Origin of the sequence: Limosilactobacillus difficilis (genome assembly GCF_947387495.1) — a bacterium.
Taxonomy (GTDB): Bacteria; Bacillota; Bacilli; order Lactobacillales; family Lactobacillaceae; genus Limosilactobacillus; species Limosilactobacillus difficilis.
Window position 1 is genome coordinate 1 of the sequence record NZ_CANDNU010000019.1, and the last position, 21,648, is coordinate 21,648.

Below are 21,648 nucleotides of genomic sequence, written 5' to 3' on the forward strand. Positions count from 1 at the left end.
ATTTAATGGTATAGCGAAGCAACAAAAAACGGCACCGATAAGAATTACTCTTATCAGTACCGAATATTCTAGAATCAATTTAGTGAGTTAACGCGAGTTCATGACCATGTTTTTTACACTGACCCATATTCTCCTTGGGAACGCGGATCCAATGAGATCAATAACCGGTTTCTCCGCAAGGAGATTACCAAAGGTGAAGCTATAAATAACTATAGTAGTGCTCAGATCATAGCGACTAATGATTGGATGAATCACTATCCACGAGCCATATTTAATGGACGTTCTGCAATGGATGTTTACTGTAAAGCATTCTATCAAGAGATGTCACGTTCTCATCAACCAATAATTAATTGGTCAGTGCTATTTATTTCAGCTTAGTGGCTAACTTATTCTTGAAATTTAGATACCTGTTATTTTCGTCTATATATTAACTAAGATGAAGTTCAAAATGAAAAAGCAATCAAACACTTACTATCAATTGTAAATGCTGATTGCTTTTTTTACGCTCAATATTATAAGTTTTTGGTAGGGTTTTGGTAGGGAACAATGTTACTTTTTATAGATTTGAATTGATTTTGCACAGTTCAAATGCCGTTAAATTAGGATTCCGCTATCAAGTTAATAAGCAACATCATTCGACGAAGATCGTTGATGGCAAGGATTCAGCAACGATTCCGAGTGACGTTGATAAGAATCAATTGATTCATACGGTAACGCGGACGATCACGGATAATGTGCCGGGCCAAAACCTAATCATTACCAAGCAGACCGCGACGATCACGCGGCATGCGATCTATGATGAAGTAACTAAGCAGCTGAGCCACTTCAGCGACTGGACAACGGCCAAACTGCCAAGCTACGCTGCCAAGGGTGCGGCTGGCTATACGCCAAGCCAAGCGCGAGTAGCTGCTGAAGATGTCACTCCAGATACCCCAAGCAGCAACGTTGAGATCACCTACACGGCTAATGACCAAATGGCCCGCATTATCTACGAAGATGGTGCTGGTAACGTCATTAAGTCAGATGTGGTCAGTGGCAAGACGGGGCAAACCGTGGCGGTAAACTCCGCACTGCCGACTGGCTGGCGCTTAGTTGACGGGCAGAGCGTGCCAACAACGATCACCTTTGGACCAAATGGTCACGCCGATGTCGTTGTATTGATCGAACACGCTACAATTATCGTGCACCCAGGTGAAACGGCACCGACTGGTCCAGTACCGGGTGATCCAAGCAAGAATTACCCGCCGATGGATAGCCTGACGATTCATCCAACCCGGACCATCGTCATCACTTATCCAGATGGTCGGCAGGAAATGGTCGTGCAAAAGACCGAATTTACGCGGACGGCCACCTTTGACGAAGTAACTGGTCAGGTGACCTACAGTCCGTGGGTCGGCTCTGCTGGTCAGGACACTTGGCCGGCATATCGGCCAGCTGTCATTGACGGCTACGAACCGAGTCAGGCACTTGTGAAGGCAATTGTTGATCCGACTGCTGATGCGCTGATCAACATCACGTATCACAAGACGGCTCACGACAACGTGCCGGATCAACCAAGCACGCCAAGTCACACGGGTGGCGAACAAAACAATGAGCAGCCAGCAAATGACCATGAAAGTGAAGGCACCTTGTCGACACAATCACAGCAATTGTCTGCTGGTCATTCAAGTTCTACTGCTGCAGCTAAGCAGTTGCCGCAGACTGGGAATGCCCACAGCAAGTTAGGCCTTGTTGGCCTCGCCCTGATTGGTTTGACGACCCTGCTCGGCATGGGTAAGAAGAAACGTGATGGACGCGACTAAATAAAAAACGACTTGGCGAGATTGCCAAGCCGGCCACAGAAGGCCAAAAGGCTGACTAACTGCTCCCGAAAAGGGGGCGGCTAATCAGCCTTTTGTTTTGCTCCTAAAAACGAAACGACCCCACTGCCGTGGAGGACTGTGATGTCCTGTTTGCGGTAGTGAGGTCGTTTTTGGTTTAGATGATGCTTACCAGCTAGCCTTTCGAACGCCCGGAAGCTGTCCCTTGTGGGCGAGGTCCCGGAAATTCAGCCGGGACATGCCGAACTTGCGCATGTAGGCGTGCGGCCGTCCGTCATACTGATCACGGTTATGCAGACGGACAGGACTAGAATTACGCGGCAACTTCGATAGAGCGATATAGTCGCCGGCCGCCTTTAATGCCCGCCGTTTAGCAGCGTACTTGCTGACGAGCCGTTCTTGATGGTGTAACTTAGCGATTTTCGATTTTTTGGCCATAAAAAGACTCCTTTATTGGTGGATTAGTGATGATGATATTTAAAATTTACATTTGCGGATCAATTGCTGCCGCTATTATAACGAACTTAGGTGTGAAAAGCCAGGAAGTGCACTTACTTTCTAATAGCCGGCACTGCGACTATACTATGATTAACGTTGAACATGAAGGAGGAATTATTAATGGCTAAGATAGTTATTTTAACTGGTTCGCCTCATAACCCGGGAACTTCCAAGACTTTAGCAGATGCTTTTGAAAAGGGAGCTCGCGAAAACAATAACCAGATCTATCGCTACGATGCAGGACTGCAGGGAGCTGACAATCCACATTTCTTGCAGTTAAAAAAGACTGCAGGAATGGAAGTAGGTATTCCCGATAATGACCTTGTCGAAAAAGAAGTGCTTCCGAAGCTCCTTGATGCTGATGTTGTTGTTTTAGTTGGTTCCATGTATTATTTTGGAATCAATGCCCAACTGAAGGCCGTTATCGATCGCTTTTACGATTACAATCATGAACTAAAGGATAAACATTCAGTTATCTTGATGACGGCTTACGGGACGCAAGAAGATATGGCGGCAATCAAATTGCATATGCAGTTGTTGCAAAAATATATGCGTTGGCCGAGTCTGGGTGATGTCTATGCGGATGACTCTTGGAATTCAGACAAGTTGCAAAAACACGCCCAAGAAGCCTATGAAATTGGGCACCAAATTCATTGATGCAGTTGGATGACCTTCCTAGCAAAGACGATCAAGTTTTTGCTGGGAAGGCTGTTTTATGTTAAAAAATAGTGGACAATGTCAATTATCATGCTAAAATAGTAGACAATCTCCACTATATAAAAAGGAGGGAAGATGATGCTGGACAAGCAACAAATCGCCGAAATCCGGGATTTCAATCGCCAATACACGCGGGCCCTTGGTGTCTTTAACCGGAAAATCTTCGGGACGGACCTTTCCTGGGCGGATGCCCGGATTATCGTAGAAATCGGTATTAATCATTTGAATTCGCCGTCGCTGCTGGCGAGAAAACTCAACATCGATAAGAGTTACGTCAGTCGGATCATCAACAAGCTGGTTAAAAAGGGTTTCCTCACTAAAACCGCGTCGGTCCAGGATTCGCGCGCCGTGGAATTGCACTTCACCGCGGCGGGACAGCAGTTGTTCAAGCAGATCAACGAGCGTTCAAATGATTTGATTGACGAGATCATTAAGGGCTTAACGGACCAGGAGCAAAGAGAATTTTGGCACAGTGTTCAAACCGCTAACCGCTTATTATTCAAGAAATGAGGCTTTCAAGATGTGGCAGTTAAAAACTTTTGATGAATTGAGCAATGATGAACTGTTTGCGATCATGCAGCTGCGCAACCAGGTTTTCGTGGTGGAACAGCAACGGCTTTACCAGGAGCTGGATCAAAATGATAAGCGAGCTCTTCACCTCTTCCAAGTGGATGCCGATGGTGACATCGTCGCTTACGCGCGGATCTTTACGGAAGCCGATGGCCGGACGGTGACCTTTGGCCGGGTGGTGACCAGTAAGAAGGTCCGTGGTCAAGGGGTCGGGAAGGAATTGCTGAACCAGATCATGATCACTATTGGGCAACGTTTCCCGGAACGGCCGATTGAGATCGAGGCTCAGGCTTACGTGCGGGACTTTTATGCCCAGGCTGGCTTTCAAGCCCAGGGGAAGGAGTTTATCTATAGCCTGACCCCGCATATCAAGATGACGCATGCTCCTTTGCCGGCACAATAGTTTGTTAGAATATTCAAAAGAGTTGGATGTTTGTCATCCAAATAGAAATGAAAGGGGAGGTCTATTGATGAAAGCAGTTGTGATTTATCAGCCAGGCGGACCGGAACAATTAACCTATACTGATGTACCCACGCCGCAAGTTAAACCGGGTTGGTCATTGGTGAAGGTGAGGGGCTTTGGCATCAATCACTCCGAAATTTTCACCCGGCGGGGACTTTCGCCATCAGTAAAATTTCCGCGTATTTTGGGGATTGAGTGTGTCGGCGTCATTGCTGAAACGACGGACCCGACCCGCTTGCCAGTTGGCCAGCAGGTGGTCTCGATCATGGGCGAGATGGGCCGGGCATTTGACGGTTCATACGCGGAATATACGTTGCTGCCGAATAAGCGGATCATGCCCATTCAGAGCCAGCTCGATTGGGCTACTTTAGCGGCAATCCCGGAAACTTACTACACCGCCTGGGGTTCTTTGCATAATCTGAGAATTAAAGCGACTGACAAAGTGTTGGTTCGTGGCGGCACGAGTGGTGTCGGGGTTGCCTTTACCAAGTTGGTCAAAGCTAAGTGGCCCCAAGTGCCAGTTGCCGGGACATCCCGTAGCGCTAAAAAGCGGGAGCAGCTATTGGCCGCGGGTTATGATGAAATGGTGCTGGACCAGGACGGCCACCTGCAAACCGACCAGCATTTCGACAAGATCTTAGAGTTGATTGGCCCCAAGACGGTCAAAGATAGTTTTCGCTTTACCCGACCAGGGGGCATTGTTTGCTCAACCGGCGAACTGGGGGATGAATGGTACCTGAACAAATTTGACCCGATTATGGACATTGCGCCCGATGCTTATCTGACCAGCTTTTCTTCGGGCAATGTCGATGCTGCCCGTTTTCAGCAGTTGCTAGACTACCTGGGCAAGTATCATGTTGCCGTTCAACCTGAGAAAGTCTTTGACTTGGCTCACGTGGCGGATGCACATCGCTACCTGGAAAGTAAACGCAGTTTTGGCAAGGTCGTCGTGGTCGGGAACGACTGACGAGAGGCCATTGCTGCTAGACCGATTAAGAACAAAATAAATTATCTTTGAAAAGCGCTTGACATGGAACGCGTTCCCTAAATTACTATCATGATGAAAGCTGAAGACAGCAAGATGGAAAGGGGATTTGTTCTATGTTGAAGCGCTTATTTTTGCAAATGGATGATACCACAGTATTGAATTGGCACGGTCAGCTAGCTAGTGCGAGTGTCGACCAAGTGAAAAAGTTGGGCGTACCAGTGACCCTGATGTCATCCCGATCAGCCCAAGAGATGCTGCCGCTAGTGAAGCAGCTGGGAGCCTCAAGCGCTCAAGTCGCCTTGAATGGCGGCCTCATTTACCGGCTGGCTCATGGCCAAGTTCAGCCACTCTTAACACAGGCCCTTCTTAAAAAGAATGTTTACTACCTATTAAAATCACTGATGACGGTCTTTCCTGATTTATGCCAGTCTTACTTTACCGCCAAGCACTGGGTCGCTTATCGCGATGATGACAAGATGCAAGCAATCAGTGCCACGGCGGGGATGGAGCCGCTGCTAGTCGGTCCAGCCGCTTACCTGCATCCCCAGCTGCCGGTGATCAAGATTCAGTTGGCGCCGAGCTCGACTCAAGAGCGGGTCCGGCTCCAGCAATTTTTTGACTATTTGGCCATTCCAAACTTTAAGGTGCAACTGACGGTGCAAGGCGTTTTTGAGATTAGCAGCCAGTCACTGAACATCGCCAGCACGGTTCAGCAGGTGATGGTGTTTGACGGTTTGCACAATGACGAAATCGTTGGTTTCGGCGAGGATTGGAACCAGTTGCCATTCTTGCCACACTACAATGACCGACAGATGGCCGCTCAGGCGGCTCGCTAAAATATTGATTCGGAGAGGGAAGCTTCAATCGCTAGGCGGTTGGGGCTTTTTATCTTGTTTACAGGTGGCCGTTCTTCGCCTAAGATATTGGTTGTTCACTAATTATTTCCCGGGAAAAGCGAGGCTGGTTGTGGTGAAAAACTTTAATTTGGAATTATTGAGAAACTTCCTGGTGGTGAGCCGGATGCAGAGCTTCAGCAAAGCGAGCGCCTACCTTTACATGGACCAATCGACCATCAGCAAGCAGATCAAGCAGCTGGAAAAGCGCTTCGGAATCACCCTCTTTGTCCGTAACGCCCAGGGAGTGCAGCTGACCGTGGATGGCCGCCGTTTTGCTCAACAGTCGGAACAACTGCTGGATGATTTTCAGCATCTGGGTCAAGCGGCGGCAATTTCCTGGCGACAACTGCGCATTGGCATTTTCGACAACATCGCTGCTTCGTTCTGTCAGCATTTTTTGCTGAAGCATTTCAGTAGCTTGGGTGAGGTAAAGATCAGCAATGAGGGGCCGGCGCTCGTTCACCTATTCAACCAGGGAGAGCTGGACCTAATTGTTGTCAACGGGATGCTACAGGGAAAAATTACGGGTCGCTTCCAATCGCGAAAGCTTGCCGATGAAGAGATGATGGTGATGGGTGGTCGCCAGTCGCAAGCCATCCTGCACGTTTCTATGCGGTTGGCCGACTTGAAGGACGCTAACGTCCTGATCGCTCCCGACTACTGTCCGGTAAGCCAGGAAATCATCGGTTCGGCGGAAATATTCCATGATCTGCGCCAGATCGATTACACCGAAACGATGATTCAACTAGTGGCTACCAGCAACTATCTCACTGTTTTGCCGGCGGGGATAGTCAAGCAGCTAGTAGTCAGTCGGCGGGACCTCTTTGCCAGTCCCCTAGTCGACTTGCCCAAACGGCCAGTAACGGCAATTGCCCGGGAAAAGAGCGTGCTGGATGCTTTTTTGACGGCGTTATGACATTTTTTCAAGTCTTAGCGTGATGAGCCTTCACTTCTCTTACACTAGGCTGGAGAGTTAAGGTGGATGGGGAGGTGAAAACTGTGAATAATAACGACAATTACATTCAATTTTCACGCGCCCGGGTGGTCTTTTTAGCCACCTGTGTTGGCGTTATCGTTGCTAGTATGTTCTACATCCAACCGATCGAAAAGATGCTGGTGACTTCTTTAGCAACCAGTCCGCGGACGGTTTCAGTGATCGCCATGCTCGTCCAAGTCAGCTATGCTTTGGGCTTGCTCCTGGTGGTTCCGCTGGGGGATGCCCATAATCGTTACCATTTCCTGCAGGTCGTTGAGTTGTTGTCAGTACTGAGCCTGTTTCTGGCGGCTTTTTCACCGAATGCACTTTTGTTCGGGATTGCTTCAGTGGCGATTGGGCTGACGTCGGTAGGCGGCCAGATTATCATTCCCTACGTTGCTTATCTGACTCCCGTTAAGCGTCAAGGGCCGATTTTGGGGGCAATGATTTCCGGGATGCTGACGGGAATCCTCTTTGCCCGAACTTTCAGCGGGATCATCGCACAGCAATGAGGCTGGCAGATGGTTTACCTGTTGGCTGGGATCATCAACCTGATCTTGTTAGTATTGATCCACTACTTAGTCCCGGATGATCCCAGCAAGATCGAACACCCACAGAGTTACTTCCGCGTGATCGCCTCTTTGCCAGGATTGATTAAAAAGTACCGTTACCTGCGGGGGTCGGCCATCAACGCCTTCTGTCTCTTTGGGCTGGCCAACCTCTTCTGGGCGACCCTGTCTTTCCTTCTGGCGGACCGCTTCGGTTATGGCAGTGCCGTTGCGGGGAGCATGGGCCTGCTAGGCATCGTTGCCATTATTGCGGCCCCGACGATCGGGCGAATGGCCAGCACTTATTCACCGCGGACTAATATCAGTCTGAGTTGGTGGTTAGCCGTCATTGCCTATGTTCTCTTTACGGTGGTGACCCATAGCATGATCGTGCTGATGATTGGGATTGTGATCCTTGACCTCAGTACGCAATTCAGCCAAGTCACCAACCAAGCGATCATTCAATCGCTTAGTCGTCACACGAACAGTCGAAATAATTCTATTTTCATGTTCTCCTACTTTTTCGGCGGTTCGATTGGGACCTTGGTCGGGATTAATGCCTGGGCAGCTTTCCACTGGACGGGAGTGGTCGTCGCCGCCATCGTCCTACTGGTGGTTGCCGTCATCAATTATTACTGGCAAGGGGTTCCCAAGCAGCTGTGAACTGTGGTTAAATAACTGCAGAAATACATCATAGTTGGGCGGCAGGAATTAATGAGACAATATCGTGGGCTGACATTTGGATACGCAATGGTCCTCAGTCTGATCATCGGGATCTTGACGGGGGCTTATTTGCAGGCTGTCAACGTCATCATCGCTTTCTTTTGGCGGACGCTTCCCAATTGGCTGGGAATCGTTCCGGCATGGCGACCCTGGCTAATTTGTCTGCCGCTGGGACTGGTGATTGGTCTTTGCCAGAAATGTCTCGGCCAGTATCCCTTGACGATCGGGCAGGTCGTCGGGGAGGTGCGGATCAAGGGCCATTTCTCCTGGCACCGTTGGTGGCGTATCTTACTGTGCGGCCTCCTGATCCTGGGAGCGGGTGCTGATGTCGGGCCCGAAGCCAGCGCAAGTGGTTTGTTGGCGGGGATGATCTATTGGCTGGGTTGTCGTTACAAATCGGCTTTGGCCCGCGCCGACGAGTTGCGGGACGCTTCTTGGTGGCGGCAACTGGCGACAATCATTGGGCAGCGGACGGTCTCAACTAATACCTTGCCGCTCATCAGCAGTTACTTTGCCAGTGAAAGCGCGAAAAAACGAGCTTATGCCATCTGGATTGCCTGTGGCTGCCTTGGTTTAGTGCTGTTCTTTCGAGCCTTTCCGCAAGAAGGCGTGATTGGGTTCCACCTGCCGCCGATTGCTTGGCACTGGCAGGGAGCTCTGGTGGTCATTCCGGCCCTGGTCGGTGGCTGGGCCTTTGGCTGGCTCTTCGCTAAATTTGGCGAACTGGGTGAAAAGGTGGCGGGGCGTCCATCGTGGCCGGTATTGAAGGCCTTACTTGGTGGCCTTCTCCTGATGGCGGGTTCAACTTGGAGTACAGACATCCTCTTTTCTGGCGAATTTACCATCCAGCCCTTCGCAAAACATGCCTACTATCTGGCTCCGTTGTTTTTGATCGCCCTGGGATTGATGAAAGCTTTGATCAGCAACTTCGGCTTTGCCCTCGGTTGGCGCGGCGGAACGATTTTCCCCGCAATTTTCAGCAGCTTAGCAATGGGAGCGGCCCTGGCGCAGTTCTTGGGAGTGATGCCCCAGCTGACGGTGACTATTTTTCTGGCGGCGGCCATCACTACGATTATCCGCCGGCCGTTGCTGACAGTCATTTTGTTGGCGTTGCTCTGCCCATTGCAGTTTCTATTGTTCATCATCGCCGCAGCATACTTAGTCAACGGAGCTCTGCGGCGACTGACCTTCTTGCAGCCATAAAAATAGCGCAAAGCAGCTTTCTTTTGTGGAAGTGGCTTTGTGCTTTAATTTTGTCTCATTACATTTCTGGCTGGGGAACCTGGATTGTTAGATCGCTGAGCGGATAGGTGCAGCAGAGGTAGATATAATGAAATTCTTGGTCGGCTGCCCGGCGGTGATCCATCTGAAGCGGACAGAAGACCTTGCCGCTGACTAAGTGCGAGTGACACCAGCCGCATTCGCCTGACCGGCAGTGAGCGGGAGCGGCGATGCCGTTTTTTTCGAGGGATTGCAGGATGGTTTGCTGGCTGGAAGCAGTGATCGTTTTGTGCTCGCCATTTATATCCACATTGATGTGGACGGTCGCGGGAATGTTGGCCTGGTTCGGGTAGTCGCTGAAGGCATGCGGGTCATGGGCTTCACCCTGGACTTCCTGCCGCAGCCACTTTTTTGCCAGGTGCAGCTTTTGGAGTTCTTTGTCCATGAACTGATACATCCCCTGGGGTCCGCACATGAAAATGGAGTAATCTTCTTTTTGTGGAGCGTACTTTTTAACCAGGTCGGCTGAAATAAAACCGTGTTCGTAGCCGGGGCGCTCCTCATCACTGAGCACGTTGACTACCTGAAGGCGGTCGGATCGTTTTTCTAATTCTTGAAATTCTTGGCGGAAGAGAATGTCGTCTACCGTTCGCGAACCGTAGAGTAAGATTAAGCGGCAATCCTCATCTCCATCAGCAATTGCCTGGGCCAGGGAGTAGAAGGGCGTAATGCCGCTACCACCAGCAATGCCCACGACGGTATGGGCATCACGAATCGGCAAGTAGGTGAAATTGCCGAGCGGACCGCTGACCGTCAGCTGGGTGCCAACGGAGCAGTGGTCGAGCAGATAATTGGAAGCTAATCCCTTTGGCACCCGTTTGACTGTGATTTGGTACTGACCGGCCAGAGCTTGACGGGGACTAGAACTGAGGGAGTAGGGCCGCGTGAGGATCGTTTGGCCGACTTGCAAACGGACACTGATGTAGGCGCCAGCCTGAAAGAAGGCCAAGTTAGGAGTTGCGCGCGTCTCGTCTGGGACGAGGGTGAAGGTCTTACAGTTCTGATCCCACTCCTTAATGGCACTGATTTTAACGTGTTGAACCTGAGGGTGCAGTTTCTTGGCTAACTGGCCGACCGGGTAGCCGGGATTGACCGGCTTGGTTGACGCTTGTTCAATGGCCTTTTGGCGTTCTTGATTGAGCTTTAAGAAGCGAAAACGGTTAATGGTTTTTAATTCCGACATTATTGTGCTGCCTCCTTAATAACTTTTTGGGCGTGCAGGAATCCATTGGTATAGCAACAGTTATAGCCATCGATGTTTTCGGCCGCCGCGCCGGTGATTTCCAGGTGACTAAACATCTGCTCCTTGTCCATGTTGATTAGGCGCGGGACGATGTTATCCCACCTTTGGATTTGGTAACCGTAGGGCGAACCGTTCGGAGTGCCAAGGTAGCGAGCAAAGGTGACGTCAGAGGCAAAACTGGCCTCTTCGATATAAGGGCGAATATGGATGCCCGTGCAACGCTCATAGTGGTCAGCCCAGTCTTTCATTCGCTGATTTTTGGCCCGGAAGTATTCCTCGGGCTTCAAGTTGGCCCAGTACTTTGGATCGCCCATCGTGGTGAAGAAGAGGGTACAGGTACCCTTGGGCGAAGCGTCTGGAACAAAGCAGTTGAGACAGTTAGCGATGAACGTCCCTTTTTGGTTGTGGCTAGTGGCAGCTGCTTGCTTAACCGGATCCAGATCGTTGACGATAAATGTCGAATAATCTCGAATGCCTAATTCTTCGGCGGACTTGTTCAAGCCGATGTACATCGTCTCTAGACTGTATGCAAACTTGCGGGCGTTCGTCAACTTGATATTTTGCTTAGGAGCACTGACGCCCTTGGGCAGTAATTTGGTGATGATGGTGGTTGGGGAAACATCCGCGATTACGAAGTGGCTGTGGATTTCGTGGCCGTTGGCGATCACGCCGGTCACCTGTTGGCCATCCATTAATAACTGACTGACCTCGCAGTTGTACCAAATGTTGCCACCGTGACGGTAAAGACTGTCAACCAGGGCGAGTGACATCTCATGAGACTTATGGGCTGGCATTGCTGGCCGCTGGGTGAGGTAATTGTAAAGCATGACGATCATCGTGAAGAAATCCATCTGATCTTCAGTGCCGCCTAGGTATGACCAGTAGGTTTCCATCAGGTGGGCAGCTTTATCAGGGACGCCTACCGCTTGGAAGCCTTCGCGGGCTGAACAGGCGCACATTTTGAGAAAATCACCGTACTTGGTCAAGAGGGTTAGCTGGCTAGGGTGCTGATTGTTAATGTAGGTCAGGGCTTCCCCCCCCTTTTTTACCGCAGGCGAGAGCGCGGGCCACACTGTCCCGGCAGCCCGGGACGGCTTTTTCCATCGTGTCTAAGAAATTATCGATGCCGGTCGGCAGGGTCAGACTGACTCGGTTGGGGACGATGATGTGCATCATTTGCTGCTCGTAATACCACTTCAGATGAATCCCGTAGTGGTCGAACAGCTGCCACACTGTCCCGGGGTTCTTTTCGTTGCCGAGGTCAAACAGCTCGTGGAGTGCCGTTTCAAATTCGAAGCGGCCGCGGACAAAGCTGCTGGCTGAGCCGCCGGGTAAGTTGTGGCGTTCAATTACCAGCGTTTTCAGTCCGGCACAGGCGGCATCAGCTGCCGCGGAGAGGCCGCCGTTGCCGGCACCAATGACAATGACATCGTATTGTTTATCCATCTTTGATCCCTTCTTTGCTTATTAAACAGCTTGTGAAGCCGGTTACAATCCTTACTTTTATTGTAGGAAGCGGGGAAGTAAAAGAGAAACAGCATTTTTTTGGTGATTCATACAACAAAAGGTTGTGACTGCCAGGAGAAATAGGATAAAGTAAGAAAGAGGTGGGATCACGATGCAAATTCAGACGCTGCGGTCGTTTTTAAACCTGGCCAATAGCGGCAGCATTTCTTCATGCAGCCGGCAGATGAACATCAGCCAGCAGGGGCTCAGTCGCCAGCTCCAATCGCTGGAAAGTGAAGTGGGGGTGACGCTGATCAAGCGTAGCCACCGGGGAATTAGCTTGACTGCGGCCGGACAAGCCGCCGTGCCGATGTTTCAGCAAGTTGTCAACGATTATGACAAGAGCTTGGCACGTTTAGCTGCTTTTCGGGATGAGCAAGTGGAAACTTTGCGCTTGTTTGTTTGTCCCGGGATCAGGCAGGCCCTGGGCTTAGACTTCTTTTTCCGTTTCCAAAAAAAGCACTCGCAGATTAAGCTGGACTTGCAGTTTGGCGAAGACGCTGTTTGTGAACAGGCCTTACAAAACAACGATGCGGATGCGGCCTTTTTGGTCTGGCCTCACCACCCGGATGATTATCAGCGACATCTGGTCGTGAAAAGCAGGCTGGTTGGGGTGATGCGCCATGACGACCCCTTGGCGCAATTTCGACCGTTGAGCATGGAACGCTTAGCGGGAGTGCAGGTCTATTTCCCAGACGAGAGCAACTACATGAGTCAGCGCTTCCGCAAGCACTGGCCGCGTTATTACGCCCAGGTCCGGCGGACAGTCTCATCCAATGATTACGAAAGTTTTTACCGTTTACCCCAACAACTGGGTGGGGTGGCGTTGACCTTTGCCTTTCTCTGCCATCATCTGGAGAAAGGCTTGGTTGCGGTGCCGATCAAAGAGCCCAGTTATGTGGAGATTTTCTTCTGTCGGCGCAAATCGCACCAGCTAACAAGCGGCCTGCGGGAGTTGGAACAATACGTCCAGGACCATGTTCACCTGGTTGAAGGGCGGGATAATTGAAGTTTACTCCAAGTGAAAGCATTCATTTTCACAAAAAAACTAATGGTTAGTCCCCAAGATCTAATGATATGATTAGAACCAGATTAAATCAGTTGTCTCAAAACAAATGAGGGGATGAACATGATCGATAGCTTTGCTTTTTACGATAACCCAAAGCTGGTAAAGCGCTTGGTACGCTTTCGCCAACTGCCTTTTATTCAAGTCTTGCAGCGGACGATGCTCACGCTGTTTCCGGTGGCCCTGATCGGTGCCTTTGCCTGGCTGATCGCCAGAGTCTTCCTGTCACCCGCTGGTTTTCTCGGCAATATCTTAGCCATTAAGTCATGGTTTCCGCAGTACCGCTTTTTTTACTACGTTGTCAATGACGTTTATAATGTGACGATCGGTTTTATAGCCCCATACGCCGCACTGGCGAGTGCCCAGTTAACGCTCCGTCAGCACCAAAAAGATATTCCCATCGCCGGTATTTTCGCGATGGCTTCTTACGTTCTGATCTTTTTGCACGATGTTCGCGGACGAGATGGGATAATTGATATGCGCTATTACAGTGCCCACTGGTTTATCATCGGCGTACTGGTCGGTTACGGGATCGGACTGATCTTTGCAAAGTTCGGCCAGCAGTCGCGGGTGGATAATTTTGAGCTGAAAAGTAGGGATATCATGAGCCGGGCCTTTGATAACCTCAAGCCCTTGTTAATTGTTTTAGTCCTGACTTTTCTGATTCACGTTATTTACGCTGTGATTCGGACTTTTGAAGTGGACACGATGGTTAGCCAGGGTCTGGCAGAATTATTGAACCGTAATAGCAATTATGGGACGACGATCATCATGTCCATCGTCATCACTCTGAGCGCCTGGCTCGGTTTTCCGGAGTTGCTGAACGTCCCGAGCAGTATGTTTAGTGGCGAACTTTACGCGAACTTGAACTATGCTTTGACGCATAAAAGCAACTGGGAAATTCCTTATCCCTTCACGCCCTCGGCACTTTACAACGGCTTTGCTAATTTTGGCGGTGTGGGGGTTACCCTGGCTTTTGTTATCGCAATCCTCTGGGTGAGCCGCCAGCGCAACCTGCAGCGGGTAGCGGTTGCCAGTGCTGTGCCGGTTTTCTTCAACGTCAACTATCCCCTGCTTTATGGAGCAGTGATGATTTTGAACCCGATTTATCTCCTGCCAACTTTATTGCTGCCAGTCTTTAACATGGTCGTCGCGAGTGCTTTGATTTTGCTGCACGTCATCCCGCCGTTGGCTTACCCGATTCCGGTGAACACTCCTGGAATTCTGGGACCGTTGATGGGGTCGGGGGGCAATTGGTTAACTTTCGTGGTCTCCATCATCCTGCTGCTCATCGATATCGCAGTTTATATTCCCTTTGTTAAACTAGCAGATCGGGTCGACCAGCAGCTTGCTGATAAGCGGAAAGGTGGGGATGACCGTGAAACTAAGTAAAAAATACTGGTTAATTGTGATCTTCTTTGCCATTTTGACCCTAATACTGGCCATTTTTGGCGCATGCCGGGCCCGGCGGAATGTCCAGTTGATGGAAACGCGGCAACAGTCGCGGATGTCACCGGTGATCATGATTCCGGGAAGCAGTGCCAGCGTCAACCGTTTTGACCGCTTAGTGGCCAAGATCAACCGCCAGGACCACCGCAATCACAGCCTGATAAAGGTCAAAGTCTATAATTCTGGCAAGATCGTCTTCACTGGCCAGATGCGGCCGAATGATCGCGAACCCTTTATCGTCGTCGGTTTCCAAAATAATCACGATGGTTACAGCAACATCAAAAAGCAGGCGGCTATGTTTAACCGTGCTTTTAATCGGATTAAGCAGCGTTACAGCTTTAATAACTTCAAGGGGATTGGCCACTCCAACGGAGGACTCATCTATACGTACTTTCTCGAACACTACTTTAATGAGCGGCAAATTCGCTTAACCAAGCTGATGACCATCGGAAGTCCCTACAACTTTTCGGAACCGACGAGCCGTAAGACCCAGATGCTCAGCGATTTTGAAAAGTACCGGAGCCGGATCCCTGAGAGCCTGATCGTCTATTCAGTTGCCGGATCAGAAAACTATGTCGAAGATGGCATTGTCCAGCTCAGCAGTGTACTCGCCGGCAAGTATATTTACCAAAAGCAGGTCAAACACTACACCCAGATTACCGTAACGGGTAAACTGAGTGAGCACTCCGACTTGCCACAGAACCGGCAGGTCTTGGACTTAATCGAACGTTACATCCTGAATCAGCTGGCCCAAGACGACCCGACAGGGAATCAGCCGCAACAACCGGCTAACAATAATAATTAAAAAAATGGTCACCGCGATGGTGGCCATTTTTCTAATTATTGTTGAAGCATCTGATGGATCAGTTTGGATTGGGATTCTAACTCAGCTTGCTGGGTTAGCTGGCGGATTTGCTTAGCGCTCATCTGGGGGTTCTTAGCCATCGCCGCTTTGAGGTGGTTGCTGACGTAAGCTCGTCCCTGTTGCTGAACAGCGGCTTGTTTTTGCTGGTCGTTCTTTTTCGCTGCTTGGGCTAGTCGCTGTGCTTGCTTGGTGCTGAGCTTCATGTAAGCCTGCGGATATTCAAAGGTATTAGTTCGTTTTACCAGGTTACCATCCATCCCCGATCCGGCGAAGAGGATGCGAGCCCAGTTGCCATTGTAACGCCAGCGCGTTTCTTTGGTGATGAGCCGGGCTTGGGTGCCATTAATGTGGCGAAGCCGGTTATGGGTGTATTCATTAGCTGGGGTGTGGTGCGGTTTCTGCTGGTGCTTTTTGGTGTTGTAAATGCAAACATCATCTTGACCGTTTTTGCCTACCGGTTGGTAGATGGCCAGCGGCATCGTCGAATTAGAGGCGGAATAGATCCGCCGGGTTCTCGTCGTGGTCACTTGGTGCATGCCAAAGTGGTGACTGTAATTAACCGTCATCAGAGCGGTGGAAGCAACAAAAACAATCCCGGAGATGAGGGCGAAGGTGACGCGCGTGCTCATGCGCTTAGTAAACATTACGCTGATAAAGACACCAATAGCGCCTAGCAGCATCAAAATGATAATCATTATCGGTCACCTTCCTTTGATTGTGCTTTGGACTTGTCGATGCTGATGGTACTCTTCCGCGAATTCCGGCCGCTAGCAATAAAGAAAGCGAGAATTAAGCCGAGCACGGAGAAGCCAATAGCAAACCAGAAAGCTGAGTGGTAGCCAAGCAGGGTTGCGTCCAGCATCCTCGAGCGGTACTGAATAGGGGCCTGGACTAGCAGGGAATGGGCCGGTTGGTTGTTCTTGGTGACGTTGGTCAGTACGGAAATCATAATCGCTGTACCGACGGAAGTGGCAACTTGCCGCAGGGTGTTGTTGACGGCGGTCCCGTGGGCAATCAGCTTGAGCGGCAAGGCGTTCATCCCACTGGTCGTTACTGGCATCATAACCATGGAGATCCCGAACAAACGGACTGCGTATAGGAAGATGATGTAGATCGTCGGTGTGTCCCGGTTCAGGAAGGCAAAGGGCAGGGTTCCCACCGTCAGGATGAACATCCCGGTGATTGCCAAGCGTCGTGCGCCATAGCGGTCAAACAGCGACCCGGTAATGGGGCTCATCGCCCCCATGACCAGAGCCCCGAAGAGAAGGGTCAACCCCGAATGGAAAGCTGACATCCCGTGGATGATTTGCAGGTACATCGGGACCACTAATTCGACGCCGACCATCGCCATCATCACAATGGCGCCCAGGATAGTAGCCAGGGTAAATTCTTTGCTCTCAAAAACTTTGAATTCCAAAAATGGTTCGTCGAGCCGGTTTTGTCGGGCAACCAGGATGGCAACCAAGATGACCCCGATCAGGATCGTACTGATTACCAGCGGGCTCGTCCAACCCTTGTCACCCACGGTGGAGAAGCCGTAGAGCATACTGCCGAAACCGGCCGTGGAAATGATGACAGACAGCCAATCCAGGTGTGGTTTCTGGTTGGGAATGACGTTTTTGACAAAGAAGAAGCTGGCAATGATTGCCAGACCGGTGATCGGGGCAATCATTTCGAACAGCATCCGCCAGCTGTAGTTGTCGATGATCCACCCGGAGAGGGTTGGGCCGATCGCCGGTGCCAGTCCGATCACCAGACCGTTGATGCCCATGACAGAGCCACGTTTTTCGGGTGGATAGATTGTCAGCATCACGTTTTGCATTAGTGGCATACTGATGCCCACGCCCACGGCTTGGATCAGGCGGGCAGCCAGCAGCACGCTAAAGTGGGGCGCTAACCAGGCCATGACAGTACCGATTTCAAAGATAATCATGGCGCTAGTAAACAGAAATTTCGTACTAAAACGACTAGTCAGGTAGGCACTGATGGGGATCATAATCCCGTTAACCATCAGAAAGCCAGTGGTCAGCCATTGCACAGTTGAAGTGCTGATGTCAAAGGCTTTCATCAATGCCGGAAAGGCAGTGGCCAAAATAGTTTGGTTGAGGATGGTACAAAATGCCCCAACAAGCATGACCAGGACCATTAGGGAACGGTTGTAGGGTCGACCGTTGATGTCGACCGGTTGAACGGTATCATTCAATTGGGTAAGCCTCTTTTCTGAAAAATTACAGTGTTTCGAATATAAGACTATTTGAGCTCTTTGTCAAATAATATGATAAAAGAATTCAAGAATTTGACAATCAATATTGCTAAGATATAATCAAGATATGTTTAATTGAAAGATGAAAGAAGGTTCGACGGTGGAAGAAACGATTTTTAAAAGAATTTTTAATTCCAAGGTTAGATTGGGAATGACGGAATTATCGAAAGTGACCAGTGTTTCGCCGAGCCAGTTGCGTTATTGGGAACGCAAAGGCTTCATTAAGTCGCACCAAAATAAGGATAATCAAAACCACTACTTTGACATCTACACGATGCTCCAGGTAGTGACAATCAAGTACTTTCTCGATCAGGGCCTGACCTTGCAGGCCGCGGTGGACCACGAAAAAAAACGCCACCAAGTCAGTCGGCTTTTCCATACTTTTCTGATGAAGGGAATTCGAAAAATTGAGCTGGTCGACAAGGGCGTTATCAAAATCGACCTTGGCCCACTAGCGGATGATCCGGAGCAGAAGGTGGAAGCGACGGTGACGGCGGCCGGCCAGGTGAAATTGAACTTGTGTCGCCAACCCGCAAAAGATTAGCTGATTCTTCCTGCAGAAAGGGGATCGGTCGCTCGATGAACGGCCTTTGCGCAAAAGAATCCAAAGAAGAAAGGATAAACAGCATGACTGAAATTACACTTGATATTGTTCGCCACGGAGAAACCTTTTTGAACACGCTCAACCGGGCTCAGGGATGGATCGACTTTGATTTGAATGATCATGGCCGCCAACAGGCAGCAGCGACCGGCGAAGCCTTAAAGGAACGGGATTATCGCCTGGTGGTTTCCTCGGATTTGAAGCGGGCGGTGCAAACCCGTGACATTATCATTCAGCACCTGCTTCATCAACCCCAGCAGGTGTACCAGGATCCCAATTTTCGGGAAGTTTTCTTCGGTTATTACGAGGGCTTGCCTTCTGATATGAACTGGCGAGTGATTGCACAACAGCACGGCTACCAGGATCATGATGACATTATTCGCCACGAAAGTCTGGAAGCCGGCCGAAACATGATGCATGATATGGACCCGACCGGACAGGCAGAATCATATGAACACGTTGCGGCGCGGGCTCGGGCAGGAATGCGGCAGATTCTCAAAAAGTCGCACGATGGCGATCATGTTTTGCTGGTGACTCACGGAACCTTTATCCGGACGATAGCCGATGCTCTCGGTGCCGATACGGTGGGAAACTTTCCGACCAACGCTGGGATGACCCGGGTGGATGTGACGGAGAAGCACATCAAATTAATTGAATATAACCATAAATTTAGTGATTAATGCTTACTGAAATAGCCCCACAGTCGACTTGTGCAACTGGGGGCTATTGTTTTTGAGGATAGGGTGGTCATGACGGGCCTGACAGATCAGGGTAATTTTTCGAAATCTCGTGAAAATGAGGACAGATCGGCGCAGAGAATCACAAAAAATGTGATATAATTACACGAGTTTGATTGTCTAACCTAGGGGGATTTTATAATGAAAGACTTTTTCTGTCCTAATTGTGGGAAAAAGCTCAAAGCGGGAACAAAATTTTGTCCATATTGTGGGACTGACGTCAGCCAAGTTGCTAATGCGACAGGTTCACAGCCCGAAGAGCAAGTAGCTGCTAGTGAAAAAGACACCGCCGCTCCACAAACGGCGGCGACTGTCCATGATTCACAACGATCAATCCGACCGCAGGTACAGCGGACCGTTAGTGATGGCGGCTCCCTGTTGGACCGGTGGAAGCAGCATCAGAAGCGGAATAATAGTATCTTGGTTTTGGTGATCCTAGTGGTGATCTTCTTGATTTGGGGACACTTTTACTACAGCGAAAGCAACCAGATGTCACGTGCCGTGACGGCCATCGGCGATCCAGCTAAGAACGCTGGTAAGTATGTTACTTCTACTTCTTCGGAAGTCAAAATTAATAACAAGACCGTTAAACCGATTCAAAAGTACTTCCAAAAATATCCGGGAGATTTAGACAGCCTGAAGAGCAATTTCCAGGACGGCAGCAAGTGGCATGATTATCAGTTCGTCCAAAAGGGACGGGCTTGGTTGATCTGGCCGCGCTACAAAATTCAGGCTAACCCGACGCATATTACTGTTAACACCGACCAAAAGGGCATGAACATTACCATGGATGGGCAGGAACTAGGCACGGTCACGAGTAACAATGCGACTAGTGATAGTGATACCAGCGACGTTAACAGCAATAACAATAATAGTGGCAGCACAGCTTCATATTCGCGTTCCTTCGGGCCGTACCTGCCAGGTCTGCACCGCTTTGTCGGTACCAAGACGGCTGCGGGTCATCAAATCAAGAGCGTTGTTAACAGTTCTGATGATGAGATCACGATGAACAACGGGGTTTCCAACGATACCGCGCAATCGATCCTGTCTAACGTCTTCCAGCGAGATGTTGATGATCAGGATGAGGACTTTATCGGCGGTCAAAATAACGAAGGCTACAAGCAACTGGTGAAGATGTTTGATGGCTTCCAGGACGATGATGACATTGAATCTTACGACGCGAAGGTTAATGTCAACAGCGTTACTCCGCTGAGTGACAGCAAGTTCCGGGTTAATTATTCGGTTAAGTTCACCTTTGAGAACAAAAAGGGTGATGATGACGATTCCGGAACCAATAAGCGGATCCAGGTCTTCAAATACAGCGGTATTCTGAAGAAGACCAATGACACTAACAACTCATACAACGGCTTCAAGATTCAGTCACTAGGCCATGCCAAAAAAGTGAGTGAATCGAACGAAGACGAAAATTAATCAAACAAAAAAACGGTTCCTGTGGGGGCCGTTTTTTAATAGAGATTTTTCGGATGGGGCAAGCCCTTAATCTCGTGCTTGACGTGGTTGAGCATATCGTCGATCATTTCCAGTACGTGGGGGTCGTCCAGAATGTAGAAGACCTTGTTGCCTTCTTTGTGGTTACGGACCAACTGATAGCGCCGCAGGATGGCTAATTGCTTCGAAACTACAGGTTGGGCAAGGCCGAGGGCGTTGACGATTTCGTTAACGGCCACGTCGTTATCCTGGTAGCGCAGAAAATAGAGGATTTTAATCCGTGTCCCGTTGCTCAAAACCTTGTAGATCTTCGCTGCTTCATTAATTAAGTCATCCGAAACTTTCATTTTAAATGAAAAACTCCTCGTCTAAAGAATGCGGGAAAGGTGGCTGATCAGTCCACTGTCCCAAAAGACATATAAACCAACCCCAATGTACACGATTTTCATCAGAATTTCACTATATTTGGTCATAAAATGCTTAACCGGCGGAATCTCGCCAAAAAATTTGAGCAAAACGACGATAAAAATGGTGCAGAGGCTGATGACCAATAAGACGGCCAGGAAGCGGTTGATGCTGATTCCGGTTAGGACCGGAAGGAAAATGGAAAGATTGCAGCCGGCACAGACGGACAGGTAGGTGATGAGCACGTTGATGATGGGGCAATGCTGCCCGTCGCTTTGTCTTTCTTCGTCGTTATCATGTAGGGCCATCCAGATTGGCAGAAATCCTAGAATTCCCAGGAGCCATTCCGGCAAGAACTTGAGCAGGATCTGACCGGCTAGATAACTGGCGTTAACTAACAAGAGAACGCCAAGTAAATAACCGAGGATGACGGCCCTTAATCGATACTTTTGAAGCAGACACAATAGAATAAAGAAGAAATCTAAGTTGACCGCGATAAAAGTTGCAATGATGACCCACCAATTCATATTTGGCCTCCTAATAATATATACCATATTTGATATATATTATATATCAAATATGGT

General features: G+C 49.6%; 22 protein-coding genes and 2 pseudogenes. 16 read left to right on the plus strand and 8 right to left on the minus strand.

What is annotated here, in order from left to right:
- Window positions 1-72: 72 nt before the first annotated feature.
- Both QOR82_RS09395 and QOR82_RS05020 read left to right on the plus strand, forming a co-directional pair.
- Window positions 73-378, plus strand: a pseudogene (locus QOR82_RS09395) (IS30 family transposase); the annotation flags it as partial.
- A gap of 197 nt (window positions 379-575) precedes the next feature.
- A complete protein-coding gene (locus tag QOR82_RS05020) occupies window positions 576-1,802 on the plus strand; it encodes a mucin-binding protein (RefSeq protein WP_283583679.1) in 1,227 nt (408 codons plus the stop codon).
- Between the two features lie 186 nt (window positions 1,803-1,988).
- On the opposite strand, the gene rpsN is transcribed toward QOR82_RS05020, so the two are convergent.
- Window positions 1,989-2,258, minus strand: a complete 270-nt coding sequence (gene rpsN, locus QOR82_RS05025) for a 30S ribosomal protein S14 (protein WP_283583680.1) — start codon at window positions 2,256-2,258, stop codon at window positions 1,989-1,991.
- Between the two features lie 180 nt (window positions 2,259-2,438).
- Here rpsN and QOR82_RS05030 point away from each other — a divergent pair, with 180 nt between their 5' ends.
- From QOR82_RS05030 to QOR82_RS05070, 8 genes and pseudogenes are all read left to right on the plus strand, one after another.
- Window positions 2,439-2,975: a flavodoxin family protein gene (locus tag QOR82_RS05030; protein ID WP_283583681.1), complete on the plus strand. Its 537-nt coding sequence runs from the start codon at window positions 2,439-2,441 to the stop codon at window positions 2,973-2,975.
- A gap of 135 nt (window positions 2,976-3,110) precedes the next feature.
- Window positions 3,111-3,545 carry a MarR family winged helix-turn-helix transcriptional regulator gene (locus QOR82_RS05035; protein WP_283583682.1) on the plus strand — a complete coding sequence of 145 codons (435 nt, stop codon included), beginning with the start codon at window positions 3,111-3,113 and terminating at the stop codon, window positions 3,543-3,545.
- 10 nt (window positions 3,546-3,555) lie between these two features.
- Window positions 3,556-4,008, plus strand: coding sequence for a GNAT family N-acetyltransferase (locus tag QOR82_RS05040; protein WP_283583683.1), 453 nt, complete (start codon window positions 3,556-3,558; stop codon window positions 4,006-4,008).
- A 67-nt stretch (window positions 4,009-4,075) separates the two neighbouring features.
- A complete protein-coding gene (locus tag QOR82_RS05045) occupies window positions 4,076-5,035 on the plus strand; it encodes a zinc-binding alcohol dehydrogenase family protein (RefSeq protein WP_283583684.1) in 960 nt (319 codons plus the stop codon).
- 134 nt (window positions 5,036-5,169) lie between these two features.
- Window positions 5,170-5,892 (plus strand): HAD hydrolase family protein, encoded by a 723-nt coding sequence (locus QOR82_RS05050; protein ID WP_283583685.1) that lies wholly within the window; start codon window positions 5,170-5,172, stop codon window positions 5,890-5,892.
- Between the two features lie 133 nt (window positions 5,893-6,025).
- Window positions 6,026-6,868, plus strand: coding sequence for a LysR family transcriptional regulator (locus tag QOR82_RS05055; protein WP_283583686.1), 843 nt, complete (start codon window positions 6,026-6,028; stop codon window positions 6,866-6,868).
- Window positions 6,869-6,993: 125 nt separating this feature from the next.
- Window positions 6,994-8,139: pseudogene (locus QOR82_RS09400) on the plus strand (MFS transporter).
- A gap of 51 nt (window positions 8,140-8,190) precedes the next feature.
- Window positions 8,191-9,402, plus strand: coding sequence for a voltage-gated chloride channel family protein (locus QOR82_RS05070; RefSeq protein WP_283583689.1), 1,212 nt, complete (start codon window positions 8,191-8,193; stop codon window positions 9,400-9,402).
- A 58-nt stretch (window positions 9,403-9,460) separates the two neighbouring features.
- Here QOR82_RS05070 and QOR82_RS05075 read toward each other — a convergent pair whose 3' ends face one another.
- The 3 genes from QOR82_RS05075 to QOR82_RS05085 are packed head-to-tail and all read right to left on the minus strand — an operon-like array spanning window position 9,461 to window position 12,169.
- The gene (locus tag QOR82_RS05075) at window positions 9,461-10,663 is read right to left on the minus strand and encodes an iron-sulfur cluster-binding domain-containing protein (RefSeq protein ID WP_283583690.1); all 1,203 of its coding nucleotides are present in this window, start codon (window positions 10,661-10,663) and stop codon (window positions 9,461-9,463) included.
- A complete protein-coding gene (locus tag QOR82_RS05080) occupies window positions 10,663-11,682 on the minus strand; it encodes a hypothetical protein (protein ID WP_283583691.1) in 1,020 nt (339 codons plus the stop codon). Before QOR82_RS05080 ends, QOR82_RS05075 begins: the two co-directional genes overlap by 1 nt.
- Window positions 11,683-11,737: 55 nt before the next feature.
- Window positions 11,738-12,169: an FAD-dependent oxidoreductase gene (locus QOR82_RS05085; RefSeq protein ID WP_283583692.1), complete on the minus strand. Its 432-nt coding sequence runs from the start codon at window positions 12,167-12,169 to the stop codon at window positions 11,738-11,740.
- A 172-nt stretch (window positions 12,170-12,341) separates the two neighbouring features.
- Between QOR82_RS05085 and QOR82_RS05090 the strand changes: the two genes are divergently transcribed.
- The 3 genes from QOR82_RS05090 (at window position 12,342) to QOR82_RS05100 (ending at window position 15,549) form a co-directional block, all read left to right on the plus strand.
- Window positions 12,342-13,238, plus strand: coding sequence for a LysR family transcriptional regulator (locus tag QOR82_RS05090; RefSeq protein ID WP_283583693.1), 897 nt, complete (start codon window positions 12,342-12,344; stop codon window positions 13,236-13,238).
- Between the two features lie 120 nt (window positions 13,239-13,358).
- Window positions 13,359-14,687: a PTS transporter subunit EIIC gene (locus tag QOR82_RS05095; RefSeq protein ID WP_283583694.1), complete on the plus strand. Its 1,329-nt coding sequence runs from the start codon at window positions 13,359-13,361 to the stop codon at window positions 14,685-14,687.
- Window positions 14,668-15,549, plus strand: coding sequence for an alpha/beta hydrolase (locus QOR82_RS05100; RefSeq protein WP_408612925.1), 882 nt, complete (start codon window positions 14,668-14,670; stop codon window positions 15,547-15,549). The genes QOR82_RS05095 and QOR82_RS05100 overlap by 20 nt, the downstream gene beginning before the upstream one ends.
- Window positions 15,550-15,584: 35 nt before the next feature.
- On the opposite strand, the gene QOR82_RS05105 is transcribed toward QOR82_RS05100, so the two are convergent.
- Both QOR82_RS05105 and QOR82_RS05110 read right to left on the minus strand, forming a co-directional pair.
- A complete protein-coding gene (locus tag QOR82_RS05105; protein ID WP_283583696.1) occupies window positions 15,585-16,304 on the minus strand; it encodes a DUF4811 domain-containing protein in 720 nt (239 codons plus the stop codon).
- Window positions 16,304-17,812, minus strand: coding sequence for an MDR family MFS transporter (locus QOR82_RS05110; RefSeq protein WP_283583697.1), 1,509 nt, complete (start codon window positions 17,810-17,812; stop codon window positions 16,304-16,306). The genes QOR82_RS05105 and QOR82_RS05110 overlap by 1 nt, the downstream gene beginning before the upstream one ends.
- Before the next feature lie 211 nt (window positions 17,813-18,023).
- On the opposite strand from QOR82_RS05110, the gene QOR82_RS05115 reads away from it, so the two are divergent.
- The 3 genes from QOR82_RS05115 (at window position 18,024) to QOR82_RS05125 (ending at window position 20,641) form a co-directional block, all read left to right on the plus strand.
- Window positions 18,024-18,416 (plus strand): MerR family transcriptional regulator, encoded by a 393-nt coding sequence (locus QOR82_RS05115; RefSeq protein WP_283583698.1) that lies wholly within the window; start codon window positions 18,024-18,026, stop codon window positions 18,414-18,416.
- Between the two features lie 83 nt (window positions 18,417-18,499).
- Window positions 18,500-19,153, plus strand: coding sequence for a histidine phosphatase family protein (locus QOR82_RS05120; protein WP_283583699.1), 654 nt, complete (start codon window positions 18,500-18,502; stop codon window positions 19,151-19,153).
- A gap of 198 nt (window positions 19,154-19,351) precedes the next feature.
- Window positions 19,352-20,641 (plus strand): zinc-ribbon domain-containing protein, encoded by a 1,290-nt coding sequence (locus QOR82_RS05125; protein ID WP_283583700.1) that lies wholly within the window; start codon window positions 19,352-19,354, stop codon window positions 20,639-20,641.
- 35 nt (window positions 20,642-20,676) lie between these two features.
- Here QOR82_RS05125 and QOR82_RS05130 read toward each other — a convergent pair whose 3' ends face one another.
- Together QOR82_RS05130 and QOR82_RS05135 are read right to left on the minus strand one after the other, a co-directional pair.
- Complete coding sequence (locus QOR82_RS05130) at window positions 20,677-21,006, minus strand: ArsR/SmtB family transcription factor (protein WP_283583701.1); 330 nt, start codon at window positions 21,004-21,006, stop codon at window positions 20,677-20,679.
- Between the two features lie 21 nt (window positions 21,007-21,027).
- Window positions 21,028-21,591 carry a cadmium resistance transporter gene (locus QOR82_RS05135; RefSeq protein WP_283583702.1) on the minus strand — a complete coding sequence of 188 codons (564 nt, stop codon included), beginning with the start codon at window positions 21,589-21,591 and terminating at the stop codon, window positions 21,028-21,030.
- Window positions 21,592-21,648 lie beyond the last annotated feature (57 nt).

Coding starts and splice junctions, on each gene's coding strand:
- rpsN (WP_283583680.1), bottom strand. CDS start 2,258: ATGGCCAAAAAATCGAAAATCGCTAAGTTACACCATCAAGAACGGCTC.
- QOR82_RS05030 (WP_283583681.1), top strand. CDS start 2,439: ATGGCTAAGATAGTTATTTTAACTGGTTCGCCTCATAACCCGGGAACT.
- QOR82_RS05035 (WP_283583682.1), top strand. CDS start 3,111: ATGATGCTGGACAAGCAACAAATCGCCGAAATCCGGGATTTCAATCGC.
- QOR82_RS05040 (WP_283583683.1), top strand. CDS start 3,556: ATGTGGCAGTTAAAAACTTTTGATGAATTGAGCAATGATGAACTGTTT.
- QOR82_RS05045 (WP_283583684.1), top strand. CDS start 4,076: ATGAAAGCAGTTGTGATTTATCAGCCAGGCGGACCGGAACAATTAACC.
- QOR82_RS05050 (WP_283583685.1), top strand. CDS start 5,170: ATGTTGAAGCGCTTATTTTTGCAAATGGATGATACCACAGTATTGAAT.
- QOR82_RS05070 (WP_283583689.1), top strand. CDS start 8,191: ATGAGACAATATCGTGGGCTGACATTTGGATACGCAATGGTCCTCAGT.
- QOR82_RS05075 (WP_283583690.1), bottom strand. CDS start 10,663: ATGTCGGAATTAAAAACCATTAACCGTTTTCGCTTCTTAAAGCTCAAT.
- QOR82_RS05080 (WP_283583691.1), bottom strand. CDS start 11,682: ATGTGCGCCTGTTCAGCCCGCGAAGGCTTCCAAGCGGTAGGCGTCCCT.
- QOR82_RS05085 (WP_283583692.1), bottom strand. CDS start 12,169: ATGGATAAACAATACGATGTCATTGTCATTGGTGCCGGCAACGGCGGC.
- QOR82_RS05090 (WP_283583693.1), top strand. CDS start 12,342: ATGCAAATTCAGACGCTGCGGTCGTTTTTAAACCTGGCCAATAGCGGC.
- QOR82_RS05095 (WP_283583694.1), top strand. CDS start 13,359: ATGATCGATAGCTTTGCTTTTTACGATAACCCAAAGCTGGTAAAGCGC.
- QOR82_RS05100 (WP_408612925.1), top strand. CDS start 14,668: ATGACCGTGAAACTAAGTAAAAAATACTGGTTAATTGTGATCTTCTTT.
- QOR82_RS05105 (WP_283583696.1), bottom strand. CDS start 16,304: ATGATTATCATTTTGATGCTGCTAGGCGCTATTGGTGTCTTTATCAGC.
- QOR82_RS05115 (WP_283583698.1), top strand. CDS start 18,024: ATGACGGAATTATCGAAAGTGACCAGTGTTTCGCCGAGCCAGTTGCGT.
- QOR82_RS05120 (WP_283583699.1), top strand. CDS start 18,500: ATGACTGAAATTACACTTGATATTGTTCGCCACGGAGAAACCTTTTTG.
- QOR82_RS05125 (WP_283583700.1), top strand. CDS start 19,352: ATGAAAGACTTTTTCTGTCCTAATTGTGGGAAAAAGCTCAAAGCGGGA.
- QOR82_RS05130 (WP_283583701.1), bottom strand. CDS start 21,006: ATGAAAGTTTCGGATGACTTAATTAATGAAGCAGCGAAGATCTACAAG.
- QOR82_RS05135 (WP_283583702.1), bottom strand. CDS start 21,591: ATGAATTGGTGGGTCATCATTGCAACTTTTATCGCGGTCAACTTAGAT.